The sequence below is a fragment of the Mesorhizobium sp. YM1C-6-2 genome, from assembly GCF_003666685.1.
Taxonomy (GTDB): domain Bacteria; phylum Pseudomonadota; class Alphaproteobacteria; order Rhizobiales; family Rhizobiaceae; genus Mesorhizobium_K.
Window position 1 is genome coordinate 38017 of record NZ_RCIZ01000012.1, and the last position, 16455, is coordinate 54471.

15 protein-coding genes are annotated in these 16455 nt (G+C 63.9%); 14 read left to right on the forward strand and 1 reads right to left on the reverse strand.

Going from position 1 to position 16455, the window contains the following annotated elements; translation table 11 throughout:
• Positions 1-6 precede the first annotated feature (6 nt).
• Positions 7-426, reverse strand: coding sequence for a DUF4864 domain-containing protein (locus D8676_RS22895; protein WP_121583413.1), 420 nt, complete (start codon positions 424-426; stop codon positions 7-9).
• A gap of 309 nt (positions 427-735) precedes the next feature.
• Between D8676_RS22895 and D8676_RS22900 the strand changes: the two genes are divergently transcribed.
• The 14 genes from D8676_RS22900 to glpK all read left to right on the forward strand — a co-directional run bounded on the left by D8676_RS22900 (position 736) and on the right by glpK (position 16444).
• The gene (locus D8676_RS22900) at positions 736-2130 is read left to right on the forward strand and encodes a circularly permuted type 2 ATP-grasp protein (RefSeq protein ID WP_245427098.1); all 1395 of its coding nucleotides are present in this window, start codon (positions 736-738) and stop codon (positions 2128-2130) included.
• Positions 2131-2148: 18 nt separating this feature from the next.
• Positions 2149-3090: an alpha-E domain-containing protein gene (locus D8676_RS22905; protein WP_121583415.1), complete on the forward strand. Its 942-nt coding sequence runs from the start codon at positions 2149-2151 to the stop codon at positions 3088-3090.
• Between the two features lie 13 nt (positions 3091-3103).
• Positions 3104-3898 (forward strand): transglutaminase family protein, encoded by a 795-nt coding sequence (locus D8676_RS22910; protein ID WP_121583416.1) that lies wholly within the window; start codon positions 3104-3106, stop codon positions 3896-3898.
• Between the two features lie 29 nt (positions 3899-3927).
• Positions 3928-4662 (forward strand): proteasome-type protease, encoded by a 735-nt coding sequence (locus D8676_RS22915; RefSeq protein WP_121583417.1) that lies wholly within the window; start codon positions 3928-3930, stop codon positions 4660-4662.
• Between the two features lie 67 nt (positions 4663-4729).
• Positions 4730-6154, forward strand: coding sequence for a pyridoxal-dependent decarboxylase (locus tag D8676_RS22920; RefSeq protein WP_121583418.1), 1425 nt, complete (start codon positions 4730-4732; stop codon positions 6152-6154).
• A gap of 106 nt (positions 6155-6260) precedes the next feature.
• The gene (locus tag D8676_RS22925; protein ID WP_121583419.1) at positions 6261-7025 is read left to right on the forward strand and encodes a DeoR/GlpR family DNA-binding transcription regulator; all 765 of its coding nucleotides are present in this window, start codon (positions 6261-6263) and stop codon (positions 7023-7025) included.
• A 106-nt stretch (positions 7026-7131) separates the two neighbouring features.
• Positions 7132-8664, forward strand: a complete 1533-nt coding sequence (glpD, locus tag D8676_RS22930) for a glycerol-3-phosphate dehydrogenase (RefSeq protein WP_121583420.1) — start codon at positions 7132-7134, stop codon at positions 8662-8664.
• A 39-nt stretch (positions 8665-8703) separates the two neighbouring features.
• Positions 8704-9786, forward strand: a complete 1083-nt coding sequence (locus tag D8676_RS22935; protein WP_121583421.1) for an ABC transporter ATP-binding protein — start codon at positions 8704-8706, stop codon at positions 9784-9786.
• A gap of 10 nt (positions 9787-9796) precedes the next feature.
• Positions 9797-10867: an ABC transporter ATP-binding protein gene (locus D8676_RS22940; protein ID WP_121583422.1), complete on the forward strand. Its 1071-nt coding sequence runs from the start codon at positions 9797-9799 to the stop codon at positions 10865-10867.
• Positions 10868-10873: 6 nt separating this feature from the next.
• Complete coding sequence (locus tag D8676_RS22945) at positions 10874-11740, forward strand: sugar ABC transporter permease (protein ID WP_121583423.1); 867 nt, start codon at positions 10874-10876, stop codon at positions 11738-11740.
• A gap of 103 nt (positions 11741-11843) precedes the next feature.
• Positions 11844-12662, forward strand: coding sequence for a carbohydrate ABC transporter permease (locus tag D8676_RS22950; protein WP_121583491.1), 819 nt, complete (start codon positions 11844-11846; stop codon positions 12660-12662).
• Positions 12662-13069, forward strand: a complete 408-nt coding sequence (locus D8676_RS27465) for a DUF2160 domain-containing protein (protein ID WP_245427082.1) — start codon at positions 12662-12664, stop codon at positions 13067-13069. The genes D8676_RS22950 and D8676_RS27465 overlap by 1 nt, the downstream gene beginning before the upstream one ends.
• 73 nt (positions 13070-13142) lie before the next feature.
• The gene (locus D8676_RS22960) at positions 13143-14864 is read left to right on the forward strand and encodes an ABC transporter substrate-binding protein (protein ID WP_121583424.1); all 1722 of its coding nucleotides are present in this window, start codon (positions 13143-13145) and stop codon (positions 14862-14864) included.
• Positions 14865-14953: 89 nt separating this feature from the next.
• Positions 14954-16444 carry a glycerol kinase GlpK gene (gene glpK / locus D8676_RS22965; RefSeq protein ID WP_121583425.1) on the forward strand — a complete coding sequence of 497 codons (1491 nt, stop codon included), beginning with the start codon at positions 14954-14956 and terminating at the stop codon, positions 16442-16444.
• Positions 16445-16455 lie beyond the last annotated feature (11 nt).

A 16455-nucleotide genomic window follows, 5' to 3' on the forward strand; every position in this document is an offset into this window, starting at 1 on the left:
GGCGCATCATGTGCTTAGTGCGTTGGATGCCTTCAGGCTGACGCCGGTGATGCGGTAGACGCCGTCGGGCTGAAGTTCGAGCGTGTAGAGCGCTTCGTATTCCTTGCCGTCCGGGCCGGTTAGCAGAACCTGCTGCACGATCGCGTTACCTCCCACCTCCTCGGCCTTGCCGAAGGCAAAGTTGCGCGGGTTGCGGACCGGCTGGTAGCCGCTCTCGACCATGCCCATGAAGATATCGACGGTCGGGAAGATGCGCTTGATGCCTGGCGCTGCGTATGAATAGGCGAGAGCGCCGTCATCCGCCTGGAACGCTCTCAGTTGCGCTTCGATCGTGCCTCGCGCCGCCCTGACCTCCGCATCCCCGGCAAAAGCCGCGGACGGCAGCAGCAGAGTCATCCCCAGAATGAACGAACCGATCGGGCGCATGCTCGTCTCCTCGCCGGGCGATGCAGTCGCTTGCCCTGCACCATATCATACGCAGGAAGGTGCTTCGAGGTTTCAGCAAGCCATATAGATCGCATCCGTTCTTTCTGTGGCGATGATCCGCACTGGAACTAGTCTTGCACGCTCCCTGGGCGCAACGTGACCCGCGCCGCTGCGGTCTGCCCGCATTTTATGCAATTCAAGCCGGCTGACCGAAGTCGAGGCCGAAACCACCGATTGCGCTTGCTTTTCCCGGAAACGCGATTTGAAATGGCGTCACAGGGGAGTATGCGCTTGGCAGCGTTCGACGAGATGCAGCCGGAGCAATCCGGCCTCCGACATTCTTATGCGGCTTATGACCGCTGGCTGAAACAGCAGGATCCTGCCAGGCTGACTGAGAAGATGCGCGACGCCGAACGCGTCTTCCGCAAGACGGGCATCACCTTCGCCGTCTATGGCGAGGCGGAGGCGGCCGAGCGGCTGATCCCCTTCGACATCGTGCCGCGCATCCTTTCGGGCTCCGAATGGCGTCGGCTGACGCAGGGCATAGAGCAGCGCGTCCAGGCGCTGAACGCGTTCCTGGACGACATCTACCACCGGCAGGAAATCCTCCGCGCAGGCCGCGTGCCGAAAAGACTCGTTGCCGAGAACGTCGCCTTCCTCCCTGAGATGATCGGTGTGCGGCCGCCGGCCGGCGTCTATACGCACATCATCGGCGTCGACATCGTACGCACAGGCGAGAACGAGTTCTTCGTGCTCGAGGACAATGCGCGAACGCCCTCCGGCGTTTCCTACATGCTGGAGAACCGCGAGACGATGATGCAGCTCTTCCCCGAGCTGTTCCAGCAGGTCAGGGTGCGTCCGGTCGAGAACTATCCACAACTGCTGCGCCAGTCGCTAGCCGCGGTCCGGCCGGAATCCGTGCGCACGACCCCGACCATCGCGGTGCTGACCCCCGGCAGCTACAATTCCGCCTATTTCGAGCACGCCTTCCTGGCGGATCAGATGGGCGTCGAGCTTGTCGAGGGCCATGATCTGCGTGTCGTAGACGGGCATGTCGCGATGCGCACCACGGAAGGCTACAAGCAAATCGACGTGCTTTACCGCCGCGTCGACGACGCCTTCCTCGACCCGTTGACCTTCAATCCGGATTCCGCGCTCGGCGTGCCCGGCATCATGGACGTCTACCGGGCCGGCAACATCACCATCGCCAACGCGCCGGGCACCGGCATCTCCGACGACAAGGCGATCTATTCCTACATGCCGGAGATCATCGAGTTCTACACCGGCCGCAAGGCGATCCTCGGGAATATCCGCACCTGGCGCTGCTCGGAGCCGGACAGCCTGAAATATGTGCAGGAGAACCTGCATGATCTCGTGGTCAAGGAAGTCCACGGGTCGGGCGGCTACGGCATGCTGGTCGGCCCCGCCGCCACCAAGGCCGAGCGCGAGACATTCTCCAAAAAGATCGCAGCCAATCCGAGCAACTACATCGCCCAGCCGACGCTCTCGCTGTCTACCTGCCCGATCATGACCGAGGCCGGGCTCGCCCCCCGCCACGTCGATCTCCGGCCCTTCGTGCTGGTCTCCGACCGCATCCAGATCGTGCCGGGCGGTCTCACCAGGGTAGCGCTCAAGGAAGGGTCGCTTGTAGTCAACTCGTCGCAAGGCGGCGGCACCAAGGACACTTGGGTGCTAGACGACTGAGGGGGAAGAAGATTTCGAATGCTGCTCGGACGCGTCGCCAATGGCCTCTACTGGATGAACCGCTACATCGAGCGGGCTGAGAACATGGCGCGTCTGGTCGACGCTGGGCTGCGCATGGCGCTCACCCGCACGCAGGGCGCCGAGGACGAGTGGAAATCGGTGCTTCTGTCGGCCGGCGCCGATGTCGGGTTCAGCGCGAAATACGCTGAATATACAGTGGGCGCCGTCTCGGATTTCCTGATCCGCGATACCTCCAACCCGTCGAGTTCGATGTCTTCGATGGAGACGGCGCGTTTCAACGCGCGCATGGTGCGCACCGCGCTGACGCGCGAGACATGGGAGGCCATCAACGAGGCCTGGATGGCGCTGAAGCGCATGCTCGCCAAGCCGATCGACGAGCGCGACCTGCCGCAGGTTCTCGACGCCATCAAGCGCGAGACGGCGCTGATCCGCGGCTGCTTCTACGGCACCATGCTGAGGAACGAGATCTTCGACTTTGCCCAGATCGGCACCTATGTCGAACGGGCCGACAACACCGCGCGCATCCTCGACGTCAAATACTACGTGCTGCTGCCGTCGGTGTCCTGGGTCGGCTCCACGCTCGACAACTACCAGTGGGAATCGATCCTGCGTTCGGTTTCGGCGCACCGCTCCTATCGCTGGGTCTACGATGCCGAATATCGTCCGACCAACATCGCCGACTACCTCATCCTCAACGGCCGCATGCCGCGCTCGCTGACATTCTGCTACCGTTTCCTTGCCGAGCACCTGCATTTCCGCGAGCAGGACTACGGTCTCAGGCTTCCCTGCCACGACACGGTGGAGTGCACGCTGGCGAAGCTCAAGGTCGGCTCGATCAAGCAGATATTCGATGCAGGCCTGCACGAATTCCTGACCGACTTCATCCGCGACAACTACCGTCTCGGCGACGAGGTCGCCAAAGATTACCGCTTCCACTGAATCGCGAGGCACGATGCGGCTGAAAATCTCGCACCGGACCGAATATCGCTACGACATCCCGGTTCCCTATGCGTTGCAGCGGCTCCGGCTTGTGCCGCGCACCGGCAGGACGCAGACCGTGCATAGCTGGTCGCTGAAGGTGGACGGTGCCAACGAGGAGGCGCGTTTCGTCGATCATTTCGAGAACGAGACGCGGCTGGTCAGCATCGCCGGCGACGCGACCATGATCGGCATCGATGCCTGGGGCGAGGTCGAGACGTTCGATACAGCCGGCGTGTTCGGCGAGCACAAGGGTTTCGCGCCGCTGTGGCTTTTCCAGTACCAGACCGCGCTTACGGCGCCCGGCGACGGGATACGCGAACTCGCCGCCTCGATCGGCGAAGGCTCGGAACTCGACCGCCTGCACCGGCTGATGAACACCATCCAAAACGACGTCGTCTACACGATCGGCGCCACGCATGCCGGCACCACCGCCGAGGAGGCGCTGGGGCAGGGCACCGGCGTCTGCCAGGACCATGCGCATATCTTCGCCGCCGCGGCGCGCCTGCTCGGCTTCCCGGCGCGCTACGTCAGCGGCTATCTCATGATGAACGACACGGTCGACCAGGCAGCCAGCCACGCCTGGGCCGAGGCGCATGTTCTCGGCCTCGGCTGGGTAGCGTTCGACGCCTCGAATGGCATTTCACCCGATGAGCGCTATGTACGCATGGCTGTGGGGCGCGACTACCGCGACGCCATGCCGGCGTCGGGGATTCGCCTCGGGCCGGCCGAAGAACAGCTTGCCGTCGCGATCACGGTAGAGCAGTAATCGGCGTTGCGGCTGCCAGAAACGATTCGATGACGTATTGCGTAGGACTGAAGATCGACCGGGGGCTCGTGTTCATGTCGGACACGCGCACCAATGCGGGTATCGATTCGATCTCCACTTTCCGCAAGATGCATGTCTGGGAGGTGCCCGGCGAACGCGTCATCGTGTTGATGTCGGCCGGCAACCTCGCCACCACGCAATCCGTGGTCAGCATGCTCGACGAGCGCACCAAGGCTCCCAACGAGCGCGCGCCGACCCTTCTGGAGATGCCGTCCATGTTCCAGACGGCCAAGCTGGTCGGCAATGTGGTCAAGGAGGTCATCGCCCACTCGTCTCCGGAAGGCGAAAAGGCCGATTCCTATTTCAACGCCTCGTTCATCCTGGGCGGGCAGATCCGCGGCACCGAGCCCCGGCTGTTCATGATCTATCCGGAAGGCAACTTCATCGAGTCCAGCGACGACACGCCGTTCTTCCAGGTCGGCGAGACCAAATACGGCAAGCCCATCATCGTGCGCGCCTACGACCGGACGATGAGCCTTGCCGAGACGGTGAAGCTGCTGCTCGTCTCCTTCGATTCCACGCTGAAGTCCAACCTGTCGGTCGGCCTGCCGCTCGACCTGCTCTTCTACGAGAAGGACAGTTTCAGGATCGGGCTGAAGAAACGCATCGCGCAGGACGACCCGTATTACCGCACCATCTCGGACGGCTGGTCCAACGCGCTCAGGCAGGCGTTCCGGAGCCTGCCCGATTTCCCTGACACCTGAGCACCTTTCCCGGCGCCGTCGTCTTCCGGTACTGTCGGGGAAAATCGCGTCGCCGGGGAGGCATCTCTTGGATCACGAAGAGTTCCGGAAATGGTCGCATCGCGCCGCCGACTGGGGCGCCGATTATCGCGGTACGCTGCGCCAGCGGCCGGTGCGGGCGCAGGCGCAGCCGGGCGACATCGCTGCGCTGATCGCGCCGTCCGCGCCGGAAACGCCCGAGCCGATGGAGAAGATTTTCTCCGAGTTCGAGCGCGACATCATGCCTGGCATGACGCATTGGCAGCACCCGCGTTTCTTCGCCTATTTCCCGGCCAACGCCGCGCCGGTCTCCGTCGTCGCGGAATACCTTGTCAGTGCGATCGCTGCCCAGTGCATGCTCTGGCAGACATCGCCCGCCGCGACCGAACTCGAGACGAAGGTGATCGACTGGCTACGCCAGGCGCTCGGCCTGCCGGAAGGTTTTTCGGGCGTCATCCAGGATTCGGCATCGTCGGCGACGCTTTCTGCGGTGCTCGTCATGCGCGAGCGCGCGCTCGGATGGTCCGGCAACCGTTCCGGCCTGTCGGGTCAGCCGCGCCTGCGCGTCTATTCCTCCGACCAGGTCCACACTTCCATAGACCGCGCCATATGGGTCTCGGGCATCGGCGAGGAGAATCTCGTGCGCGTGCCGACCGGCGGCCGCTGGCGCTCGATGACGCCGGATGCCCTCGAAGCTGCGATCAAGGCCGATGTGGCGGCCGGCCATCTTCCGGCCGGCGTGATCGCCTGCGTCGGCGGCACCAGCGTCGGTGCGACCGACGACATCGCGGCGATCGGGGCCATCGCGCGTCGGTACGGCCTCTACCTTCACGTCGACGCCGCCTGGGCCGGGTCGGCCATGATCTGTCCGGAGTTCCGGCATTTCTGGACGGGCATCGAGGAGGCCGACTCGATCGTCTTCAACCCCCACAAATGGCTCGGCGCGCAGTTTGACTGTTCGATCCATTTCGTGCGCGATCCCGAAAGCCTGGTGCGCACGCTGGCGATCAAGCCGGAATATCTGAAGACCCATGGCAAGGATGGCGTCGTCAACTATTCGGAATGGACTGTTCCGCTCGGCCGCCGCTTCCGCGCATTGAAGCTGTGGTTTCTGCTCCGGGCGCACGGGCTTGAAGGCCTGCGCGAGATGATCCGCAATCACGTCCGCTGGAGCGAGAAGCTTGCCTCGCGGCTCGCCGAGGTGCCGGGCTTCGAGATCGTCACCGAGCCGATGCTGTCGCTGTTCAGCTTCCGCCATCAGGCCCGCGACGAGCACATGACCGACGAGCACAATCTCGCGCTCGTCACGGCTATCAACGACGACGGCCGCATCTATCTCACCCAGACGCGCATCGACGGCCGCGTCGCCATCCGCTTCCAGGCGGGGCAGTTCGACGCGACCGAGGCCGACGTCGATGCTGCCTTTCACGCCATCACCGAGATCGCCTCCGGTCTGAACGGCGGAAAGGCGTGACCATGGACGCGTTTCGTTAGCGATAAGGTCGTTCGGCCGTCGTGAGTCTCTGATATCCGCTTTCGTTTTTACGTGATTCTGCTAAAAACGAAAGCGGAGGTTCCCCATGTTCCTGTCCGAGCGTCACAACGAAATCATCCAGATGGCCAAGGACAACGGCCGCGTCCTGGTCGATGATCTTGCCCAGCATTTTGCGGTCACGCCGCAGACGATCCGCAAGGATCTCAACGATTTGTGCGATCAGCGCCTGCTGACGCGCATCCATGGCGGGGCGCTATTCCCCTCCGGCATCGAGAACATGGAATATGAGGCGCGGCGCAAGATCGCTGCCGACGAGAAGGAGGCGATCGGCCTCGCCGCGGCGCGGCTGATCCCCGACCACGCCTCGCTCTTCATCAATATCGGCACCACCACGGAGGCCGTCAGCAAGGCGCTCCTCGACCATGACGGGCTCATGGTCATTACCAATAACATCAATGTTGCCAATAGGATGCGGGTCTATCCCTCGATCGAGGTGGTGATCGCGGGCGGCGTCGTGCGCGGCTCGGACGGCGGCGTCGTGGGCGAGGCGGCTGTCGATTTCATCAAGCAGTTCAAGGTCGACTACGCGGTGATCGGCGCCTCCGCGATCGACGACGATGGGGCGCTGCTCGATTTTGACTTTCGCGAGGTCAAGGTCGCGCAAGCGATCATCGCCAATGCGCGGCATGTCATCCTCGTTGCCGACGCGACGAAATTCGAGCGAACAGCACCGGTGCGCATCGGCCATCTCAGCCAGGTCGACACCTTCATCACCGACCGCTGCGACCTGCCTGCCATCCGCAATATCTGCCGGGACTCCGAGGTAGAACTGATCGAGACGACGAGCTGACCCTGCGTCTCCGCTATTTCGTTTGACATTCGTTACATTTTCGAAATAATCCAAAACGCTTTCGCTAAAAGCAAGAATGCTGCGGTGCGAAAGCGTGGAGGACAGATTGAACGCATCCCCGATCCACGACGTCTTTGTCATAGGCGGCGGCATCAACGGATGCGGCATCGCCCGCGACGCGGCCGGTCGGGGCTATTCCGTCTTCCTCGCCGAAATGAACGATCTTGCCAGCGGCACCTCGTCGTTTTCCACCAAGCTGATCCACGGCGGACTGCGCTACCTGGAACATTACGAATTCCGGCTGGTGCGTGAATCGCTGATGGAGCGCGAGGTGCTGTGGCGCAACGCGCCACACATCATCTGGCCGATGCGTTTCGTGCTGCCGTATCACAGGGGCGGTCCGCGCCCCGCCTGGCTCGTCCGGCTGGGCCTCTTCCTGTACGACCATATCGGCGGCCGCAAGCTCCTGCCGGCGACGCGCACGATCGACATGCGCAGCGACCCCGCCGGCAAGCCGCTGAAGCCTATCTTCACCAAGGCTTTCGAATATTCCGACGGCTGGGTGAACGATGCCCGCCTCGTCGTGCTCAACGCCCGCGACGCTGCCGACAGGGGCGCCACGATCCGCACCCGCGCGAAGGTGGCGAGCGCGCGCCGCGAAGGCGACCATTGGGTCGTCGCCGTCGAAGACCTCCGCAGCCAGCAGGTCGAGGAGGTGAGGGCGCGCCTCATCGTCAACGCGGCCGGCCCGTGGGTCGACCATGTGCTCGCCGCCGCGCTCGGCCAGAACGACGTGCACAATGTCCGCCTCGTCCAGGGCAGCCACATCGTCGTGCGCAAGAAGTACGACGATCCCCGCGCCTATTTCTTCCAGAACAATGACGGCCGCATCATCTTCGCCATCCCTTATGAGGAAGATTTCACGCTGATCGGCACCACCGACCGGGACTATTCCGGCGATCCCCACGAAGCGAAGATCAGCGATGCCGAAACGAAATACCTCTGCGATGCCGCGAGCGAATATTTCGCAGCGCCGGTGATGCCGGAGGACATCGTCTGGACCTATTCGGGCGTGCGCCCGCTCTATGACGACGGCGCGTCGAAGGCGCAGGAAGCGACGCGCGACTACGTGCTGAAGGCCGATCACCCGCAGGACGGCCCGCCTGTCATCAACATCTTCGGCGGCAAGATCACCACCTATCGCCGCCTCGCCGAACACATGCTGGAGAAGATCGAGCATTTCCTCGGCCCGAAGGGAAAGTCCTGGACCGCGAATGCGCCGCTGCCCGGCGGCGATTTCCCTGCGACCGGTTTCGACGCCCAGGTCGCGCGGCTGAAGGCCGACTACCCCTTCCTCGATCGCCATCTCGCGCGCCGTCTCAGCCGTCTCTACGGCACGCGCGCGAAAACCTTGCTCGGCCTTGCGAGGTCGGAAGCCGATCTAGGCCGCAAATTCGGGCCGGACCTCTACGAGGCGGAGGTCCGCCATCTGATCGACCAGGAATGGGCGGTAACGGCCGAGGACGTGCTGTGGCGCAGGACGAAGCGCGGGCTGACGTTCTCCCGCGAGGAGGCAGCCGCGCTCGACGAATACATGAAGGGACTGAAGCCCGGCTTGCACACTGCAGCCGCGGAGTAGAAGCTGAACTCGAGAGTATCGGCCAAGGGAGGCGGCGGAATGCTCGAACTGCGAAATGTCACGAAGACCGTGTCCGGCGCGGACCATATCCGCGACGTGTCGCTGACGCTTCGCCACGGCTCGCTGAACGTGCTGCTCGGACCGACCCTCTCCGGCAAGACCAGCCTGATGCGCCTGATGGCCGGGCTCGATGCGCCGACGTCGGGCTCTGTCTGGTTCGACGGTGCCGACGTCACCGGCATGCCGGTGCAGAAGCGCAATATTGCCATGGTCTACCAGCAGTTCATCAACTATCCGGCGATGACGGTCTACGAGAACATCGCATCGCCGCTCAGGGTCGCCGGCGCCGACAAGGCGACGATTGAGCGCGAGGTGCAGCGCGCCGCCTCGCTCCTGAAGCTCACACCCTATCTCGACCGCACGCCGCTCAACCTGTCGGGCGGCCAGCAGCAGCGCACCGCGCTTGCCCGCGCCATCGTCAAGAATGCGTCGCTGGTCCTGCTCGACGAGCCGCTGGCGAACCTCGATTACAAGCTGCGCGAGGAACTGCGCGAGGAATTGCCGAAGATCTTCGCCGAAGCCGGCACCATCTTCGTCTACGCTACCACCGAACCGCACGAGGCGCTGCTCCTCGGCGGCAACACCGCGACGCTGTCCGAAGGCCGCGTCACGCAGTTCGGCCCGACCATCGATGTGTTCCGCCGGCCGGTGGACCTCGTCACCGCGAAAACCTTCGCCGATCCGCCGCTCAACACGATCGTCCTGAGGAAGAGCGGATCGAGCTTCCTGCTTGATGGTGGGGTGAACCTCCCTGTGCCGGAGGACCTCGCCGGCATCGCCGACGCGAGCTATACGGTCGGCTTTCAACCCCACCATCTTTCTTTGTCGCGACCGAGCGCTTCTGCCGTGCCGGTGAAGGCCAAGGTCTCGGTCACCGAGATCACCGGCTCGGAAAGCTTCGTGCATCTCGATTTCGCCGACGTCCGCTGGGTCATGCTCGAGCACAGCGTGCTCTCGTTCGAGCCGGATCAGGAGGTCGAGGTGTTCATCGATCCACGCCACATCATGGTCTTCGACGCTGAGGGCCGGTCGGCCGCGGCGCGCGAAAAGCTGGCGGCTTAGGGAGGCGAGGATGGCGCGCATCGAATGCAACCACATCCGCCACGCCTACGGGGCGAATCCCAGCTCGCCGAAAGACTATGCGCTGAAGGAGGTGCACCACACCTTCGAGGACGGCGGCGCCTATGCGCTGCTCGGGCCGTCCGGCTGCGGCAAGACCACGCTGTTGAACATCATCTCGGGCCTTCTGCATCCCTCGCACGGCGAACTGCTGTTCGACGGCAGGGACGTCACCCACCTGTCGACGCAGGAGCGCAACATCGCCCAGGTGTTCCAGTTCCCGGTCGTCTACGACACCATGTCCGTCTACGACAATCTGGCCTTCCCACTCAGGAACCGCGGCGTGCCGGAGGCGGACGTCGACCGCCGCGTGCGCGAAACGCTTGAGATGACCGGGCTCGCCGACATGGTGAGGCGCCGGGCGAGGGGGCTCACCGCCGACCAGAAGCAGAAGATCTCGCTCGGCCGCGGGCTGGTGCGCCACGACGTCAACGCCATCCTGTTCGATGAGCCGCTGACCGTCATCGACCCGCACATGAAGTGGGTGCTGCGCTCGCAGTTGAAGCAGCTGCACAAGCGCTTCGGCTACACGATGGTCTATGTCACGCACGACCAGACCGAGGCGCTGACCTTCGCCGACCATGTCGTCGTCATGTATGAGGGCGAGGTCGTGCAGATCGGCACGCCCGCCGAACTCTTCGAGCGGCCGAAGCACACTTTCGTCGGCTACTTCATCGGTTCGCCGGGCATGAACGTCCTGCCCGTCTCGGTCGACGGCAGCAACGCGAAGCTCGGCAGCCAGACGATCGAACTTCCGGGTGCGCCGAAGATGGCCGGCGCCGGCGCGATCGAACTCGGCATACGTCCCGAATATGTGCGGCTCGGTGCCGCCGGCATGCCGGCAACGATCCGCAAGGTCGAGGACATCGGCCGCCACAAGGTGGTGCGGGCCAGCCTCGAAGGATGCGACGTCGCGGTGATCGTCGGCGAGGACGCGGAGATTCCCGCCGACCCCAGGATCGAATTCGATCCGGCAGGCATCAACCTCTACGCCGATTCCTGGCGCGTCGAGATGGGAGGCTAGAGCGCCATGGACAAGCCCTGGAACAACAAGGCCTGGTTCATGGTGCTGCCGGTGCTGCTGCTGGTCGCCTTCTCGGCGATCATCCCGCTGATGACGGTCGTGAACTATTCGGTGCAGGACACGTTCGGCAACAACGAGTTCTTCTGGGCCGGCACTGACTGGTACCAGGAAGTGCTGGCGTCTGACCGCTTCTGGAATTCGATGGGGCGCAACCTCGTCTTTTCGGCCATCATCCTGGCGATCCAGATACCGCTCGGCATCTTCATCGCGCTCAACATGCCGCGCTCCGGCTGGGGCGTTTCGGTCTGCCTGGTGCTGATGGCGCTGCCGCTGCTCATTCCGTGGAACGTGGTCGGCACGATCTGGCAGGTTTTCGGCCGTATCGACATCGGGCTGCTCGGCTATTCGCTTGCCGCGCTCGGCATCGACTACAACTACGTCAACGATCCCTTCGACGCCTGGATCACGGTCATCCTGATGGATGTGTGGCACTGGACGAGCCTCGTCGTCCTCCTGTGCTATGCCGGCCTCGTTTCCATCCCTGACGCCTACTACCAGGCCGCCAAGATCGACGGCGCGTCGCGCTGGGCGATCTTCCGCTACATCCAGCTGCCGAAGATGAACCGCGTGCTTTTGATCGCGGTGCTCCTGCGCTTCATGGACAGTTTCATGATCTACACCGAGCCCTTCGTCGTCACCGGCGGCGGCCCCGGCAACACCACGACCTTCCTGTCGATCGACCTCGTCAAGCTCGCCATCGGCGAGTTCAATCTCGGCGAGGCGGCGGCGATGTCGATCGTCTACTTCCTCATCGTCCTCCTGCTGTCATGGGTGTTCTACACCGTCATGACCAATTACGGGCAGGAGCGCTGAGATGGCGAACGGAAAGGACAACGTCGCCGTGGCGGTCCGTGCTGAGATAGGCTCGCCGGCCGCCGGCGCCCGCGGCGCCGGACAGGATGCCGTCGCAAGGGCCATGCGCCGCCGCGGCGAGGAATCCCGCTTCTGGTGGCTGGTGCCGACCATCTACATCGTCTTCCTGCTCCTGCCGATCTACTGGCTGGTCAATATGAGCTTCAAGACCAACCAGGAGATCCTCGGCGCCTTCTCGCTGTTCCCGCGGGATCCGACGCTCCGGAACTATGCGGTGATCTTCACCGACCCGTCCTGGTACAAGGGCTACATCAACTCGATCATCTATGTGGTCATGAACACGGTGATCTCGATCGCCGTCGCGCTGCCGGCCGCCTACGCCTTCTCGCGCTACCGCTTCCTCGGCGACAAGCACCTGTTCTTCTGGCTGCTGACCAACCGCATGGCGCCGCCGGCCGTCTTCGCGCTGCCCTTCTTCCAGCTCTATTCGGCCTTCGGGCTGATCGACACGCATATCGCGGTCGCGCTCGCGCACTGCCTGTTCAACGTGCCGCTGGCGGTGTGGATCCTGGAAGGCTTCATGTCCGGCGTGCCCAAGGAGATCGACGAGACCGCCTATATCGACGGCTATTCCTTCCCGCGCTTCTTCGTGAAGATCTTCATGCCGCTGATCGCGTCGGGCGTCGGCGTCGCCGCCTTCTTCTGCTTCATGTTCTCCTGGGTGGAACTGCTGATCGCACGCACCCTGACCACCACCGATGCGAAGCCGATCGCCGCGATCATGACTCGCACCGTGTCGGCCTCGGGCATGGACTGGGGCGTGCTCGCCGCCGCCGGTGCGCTGACCATCATCCCGGGCGCGCTGGTGATCTGGTTCGTGCGCAACTACATCGCCAAGGGCTTCGCCCTGGGGAGGGTATGATGACGACCGCCCGCCGCTGGCCCATCCCGCTGATTGCCGTGCTCGCCGCCTACCTTGTGCTCGCCGCCGCGCTTGCCTCCTTCGTGCCACTGCGCGACGAAGCCCGCGACTGGGGCGCGCCCCTGATCCCCGGCGGCTGGATGGCCTGGACCTTCCCGACCGCGCTGTTCTTCCTGACGATATTCCTGCTGCTCGCGCTGATGGCGGTGTGGGAATACGCCTCGCCGGGCGGCAATCCGCGCGTCGGCCTGTTGCGCTTCGAGACGACCCGCGGCGACCGTCTGTTCCTATCGCTGCTCGGCAGCGCATTCATCCACCTCGCATGGCTTGGGCTTGTGGGCTCCAACCTGTGGTGGGCTCTCGCTCTCTCCGTGGTCTACGCGATTGGCGTGTTCCGCTACGTATAGAGGGGGAAATAGTTGGAGCGGCCGCGTGCCGGCGACCGCTCCGATCGCACTGTAACCTTGTGGAGGAAACGAAATGCGACGGCATCTGTTAACATCGACGACTGCCCTTGTCCTGCTGCTTGGGGCTGGACAAGCCTACGCCGGAATGGACGAAGCCAAGGCCTTCCTCGACGCCGAGATCGGTGACCTGTCGACGCTCGACCGCGCCGCCCAGGAGGCCGAGATGCAGTGGTTCATCGATGCGGCGAAACCTTTCGCGGGCATGGACATCAAGGTCGTCTCGGAAACCATCACGACGCACGAATATGAATCGAAGACGCTCGCCAAGGCGTTCTCCGACATCACCGGCATCAAGATCACGCATGATCTGATCGGCGAAGGCGACGTCATCGAGAAGCTGCAGACGCAGATGCAGTCGGGCGAGAACATCTATGACGCCTACGTCAACGACTCGGACCTGATCGGTACGCATTGGCGCTACCAGCAGGCGCGCAGCCTGACCGACTGGATGGCGAACGAGGGCAAGGACGTCACCAACCCGAACCTCGATCTCGCCGACTTCATCGGTACGTCGTTCACCACGGCTCCGGACGGCAAGCTCTACCAGCTTCCCGACCAGCAGTTCGCGAACGTCTACTGGTTCCGCTACGACTGGTTCAACGACGAGAAGAACAAGGCGGACTTCAAGGCCAAGTACGGCTACGACCTCGGCGTTCCCGTCAACTGGTCGGCCTATGAGGACATCGCCGAGTTCTTCACCGGCCGCGAGATCGATGGCAAGAAGGTCTACGGCCACATGGACTATGGCAAGAAGGACCCGTCGCTCGGCTGGCGCTTCACCGATGCCTGGCTCTCGATGGCCGGCAACGGCGACAAGGGCATCCCGAACGGCAAGCCGGTCGACGAGTGGGGCATCAAGGTCGACGAGAACTCGCGCCCCGTCGGCTCCTGCGTAGCCCGCGGCGGCGACACCAATGGCCCGGCTGCGGTCTATTCGATCGAGAAGTACCTGCAGTGGCTGAAGGCCTATGCGCCTGCCGCCGCCCAGGGCATGACTTTCTCCGAATCCGGCCCGGTCCCCGCCCAGGGCGAGGTCGCGCAGCAGATGTTCACCTATACGGCCTTCACCGCCGACTTCGTGAAGCCGGGCCTGCCGGTCGTCAACGAGGACGGCACGCCGAAGTGGCGCTTCGCCCCGTCGCCGCATGGCGTCTACTGGAAGGACGGCATGAAGCTCGGCTACCAGGACGTCGGTTCCTGGACGATCCTCAAGTCGACCCCGGAAGACCGCGCCAAGGCCGCCTGGCTTTACGCGCAGTTCGTGACGTCGAAGACGGTGGACGTGAAGAAGAGCCATGTCGGCCTGACGCTGATCCGCGAGTCCTCGATCCGCCACCAGTCCTTCACGGATCGTGCACCGAAGCTCGGCGGCCTGATCGAGTTCTACCGTTCGCCGGCCCGCGTCCAGTGGTCGCCGACCGGCACGAACATTCCTGACTACCCGAAGCTGGCGCAGCTCTGGTGGCAGGCGATCGGCGACGCGTCGTCGGGTGCCAAGACCGCCCAGGAGGCGATGGACTCGCTCTGCGCCGAGCAGGAGAAAGTCCTCGCGCGTCTGGAGCGCTCCGGCGTCATGGGCGACATGGGGCCGAAGCTCGCCGAAGAGCACGACCTCGAATATTGGAACAAGGATGCCGTCTCGAAGGGCAACCTTGCGCCGCAGCTCAAGATCGAGAACGAGAAGGAAAAGCCGATCACCATCAACTACGACGAACTGGTGAAGAGCTGGCAGTAAGCATATCGGTCGGGCGTTCGCGCCCGGACGGAACGAAGAACGGGGAGGCGGCGTGATGCCGCCTCCCTGTTCGGCTGATCGGAGGGATCATGACAGGCTACATTCTCGCCATCGACCAGGGCACGACATCGTCGCGCGCCATCGTCTTCGACGGGAAGATGAAGATCGCCGGTGTCGGCCAGAAGGAGTTCACGCAGTTCTATCCGGCCTCGGGCTGGGTCGAGCATAACCCGGAGGAGATCTGGCAGAGCGTGCTCTGGGCAGCGAAGGAAGCGCTGCGCAAGGCCAAGGTGAAGGCGGTCGGGATCGCAGCCATCGGCATCACCAACCAGCGCGAGACCGTGGTCATCTGGGACAAGGCGACCGGAAAGCCGATCCACAATGCGATCGTCTGGCAAGACAGGCGCACCGCGCCGCTCTGCGCAAAGCTTAGGAAGGCGGGACTGGAGAAGAAGTTCTCGCGCAAGACCGGCCTGCTGCTCGATCCCTATTTCTCGGGCACCAAGATCGCTTGGCTGCTCGACCGCGTGAAAGGCGCCAGGAAGCGCGCCGAAAAAGGCGAATTGCTCGCCGGCACGATTGACAGTTTCCTCATCTGGCGGCTGACCGGCGGCAGGGTCCACGCCACCGACGCCACCAATGCCTCGCGCACGCTCGTCTACAACATCGAGAAGAACGAGTGGGACGCGGAACTGCTGAAGATACTGGATATCCCGGCGACGCTCCTGCCTGTCGTGAAGGACTGCGCCGATGATTTCGGCGTTACCGAGAAAGCCATCTTCGGCGCTGCGATCCCGATCCTCGGCGTCGCCGGCGACCAGCATGCCGCCACCATCGGCCAGGCCTGCTTCAAGCCGGGCATGATGAAATCGACCTACGGCACCGGCTGCTTTGCGGTGCTCAACACCGGCGCCGACATCGTGCGTTCGAAGAACCGGCTGCTGACCACCATTGCCTACCGCCTCGACGGCAGGACGACCTATGCGCTGGAAGGCTCGATCTTCATCGCGGGCGCGGCCGTACAATGGCTGCGCGACGGCGCCAGGATGATCTCGAAAGCCGCCCATAGCGGGGAGCTGGCGGCCAAGGCGGACGACACGCAGAACGTGTATCTCGTGCCGGCCTTCGTCGGCCTCGGCGCGCCGCACTGGGACGCCGACGCGCGCGGCGCGATCTTCGGCCTGACGCGCAATTCCGGGCCGGCCGAATTCGCGCGGGCAGCGCTCGAGGCCGTCGCCTACCAGACGCGCGATCTGCTCGATGCGATGAAGAAGGACTGGAAGGGCGCTTCCAATTCCACCGTGCTCAGGGTCGACGGCGGCATGGTGGCGTCGGACTGGACGATGCAGCGGCTGGCCGACATACTGGACGCGCCGGTCGACCGGCCTGAGATCCTTGAGACCACAGCCTTGGGTGCCGCATGGCTTGCCGGCTCCAGGGCAGGGGTGTGGCCGAAAGGCCAGGACTTTGCCAGGAGCTGGGCGCTCGAGCGCCGCTTCAAGCCGAAGATGGATGCGAAGACCCGCGACGCTAAGCTGAACGGCTGGCGCGACGCCGTCCGCCGCACGCTCACCGTCTGATCCGGCCGCTC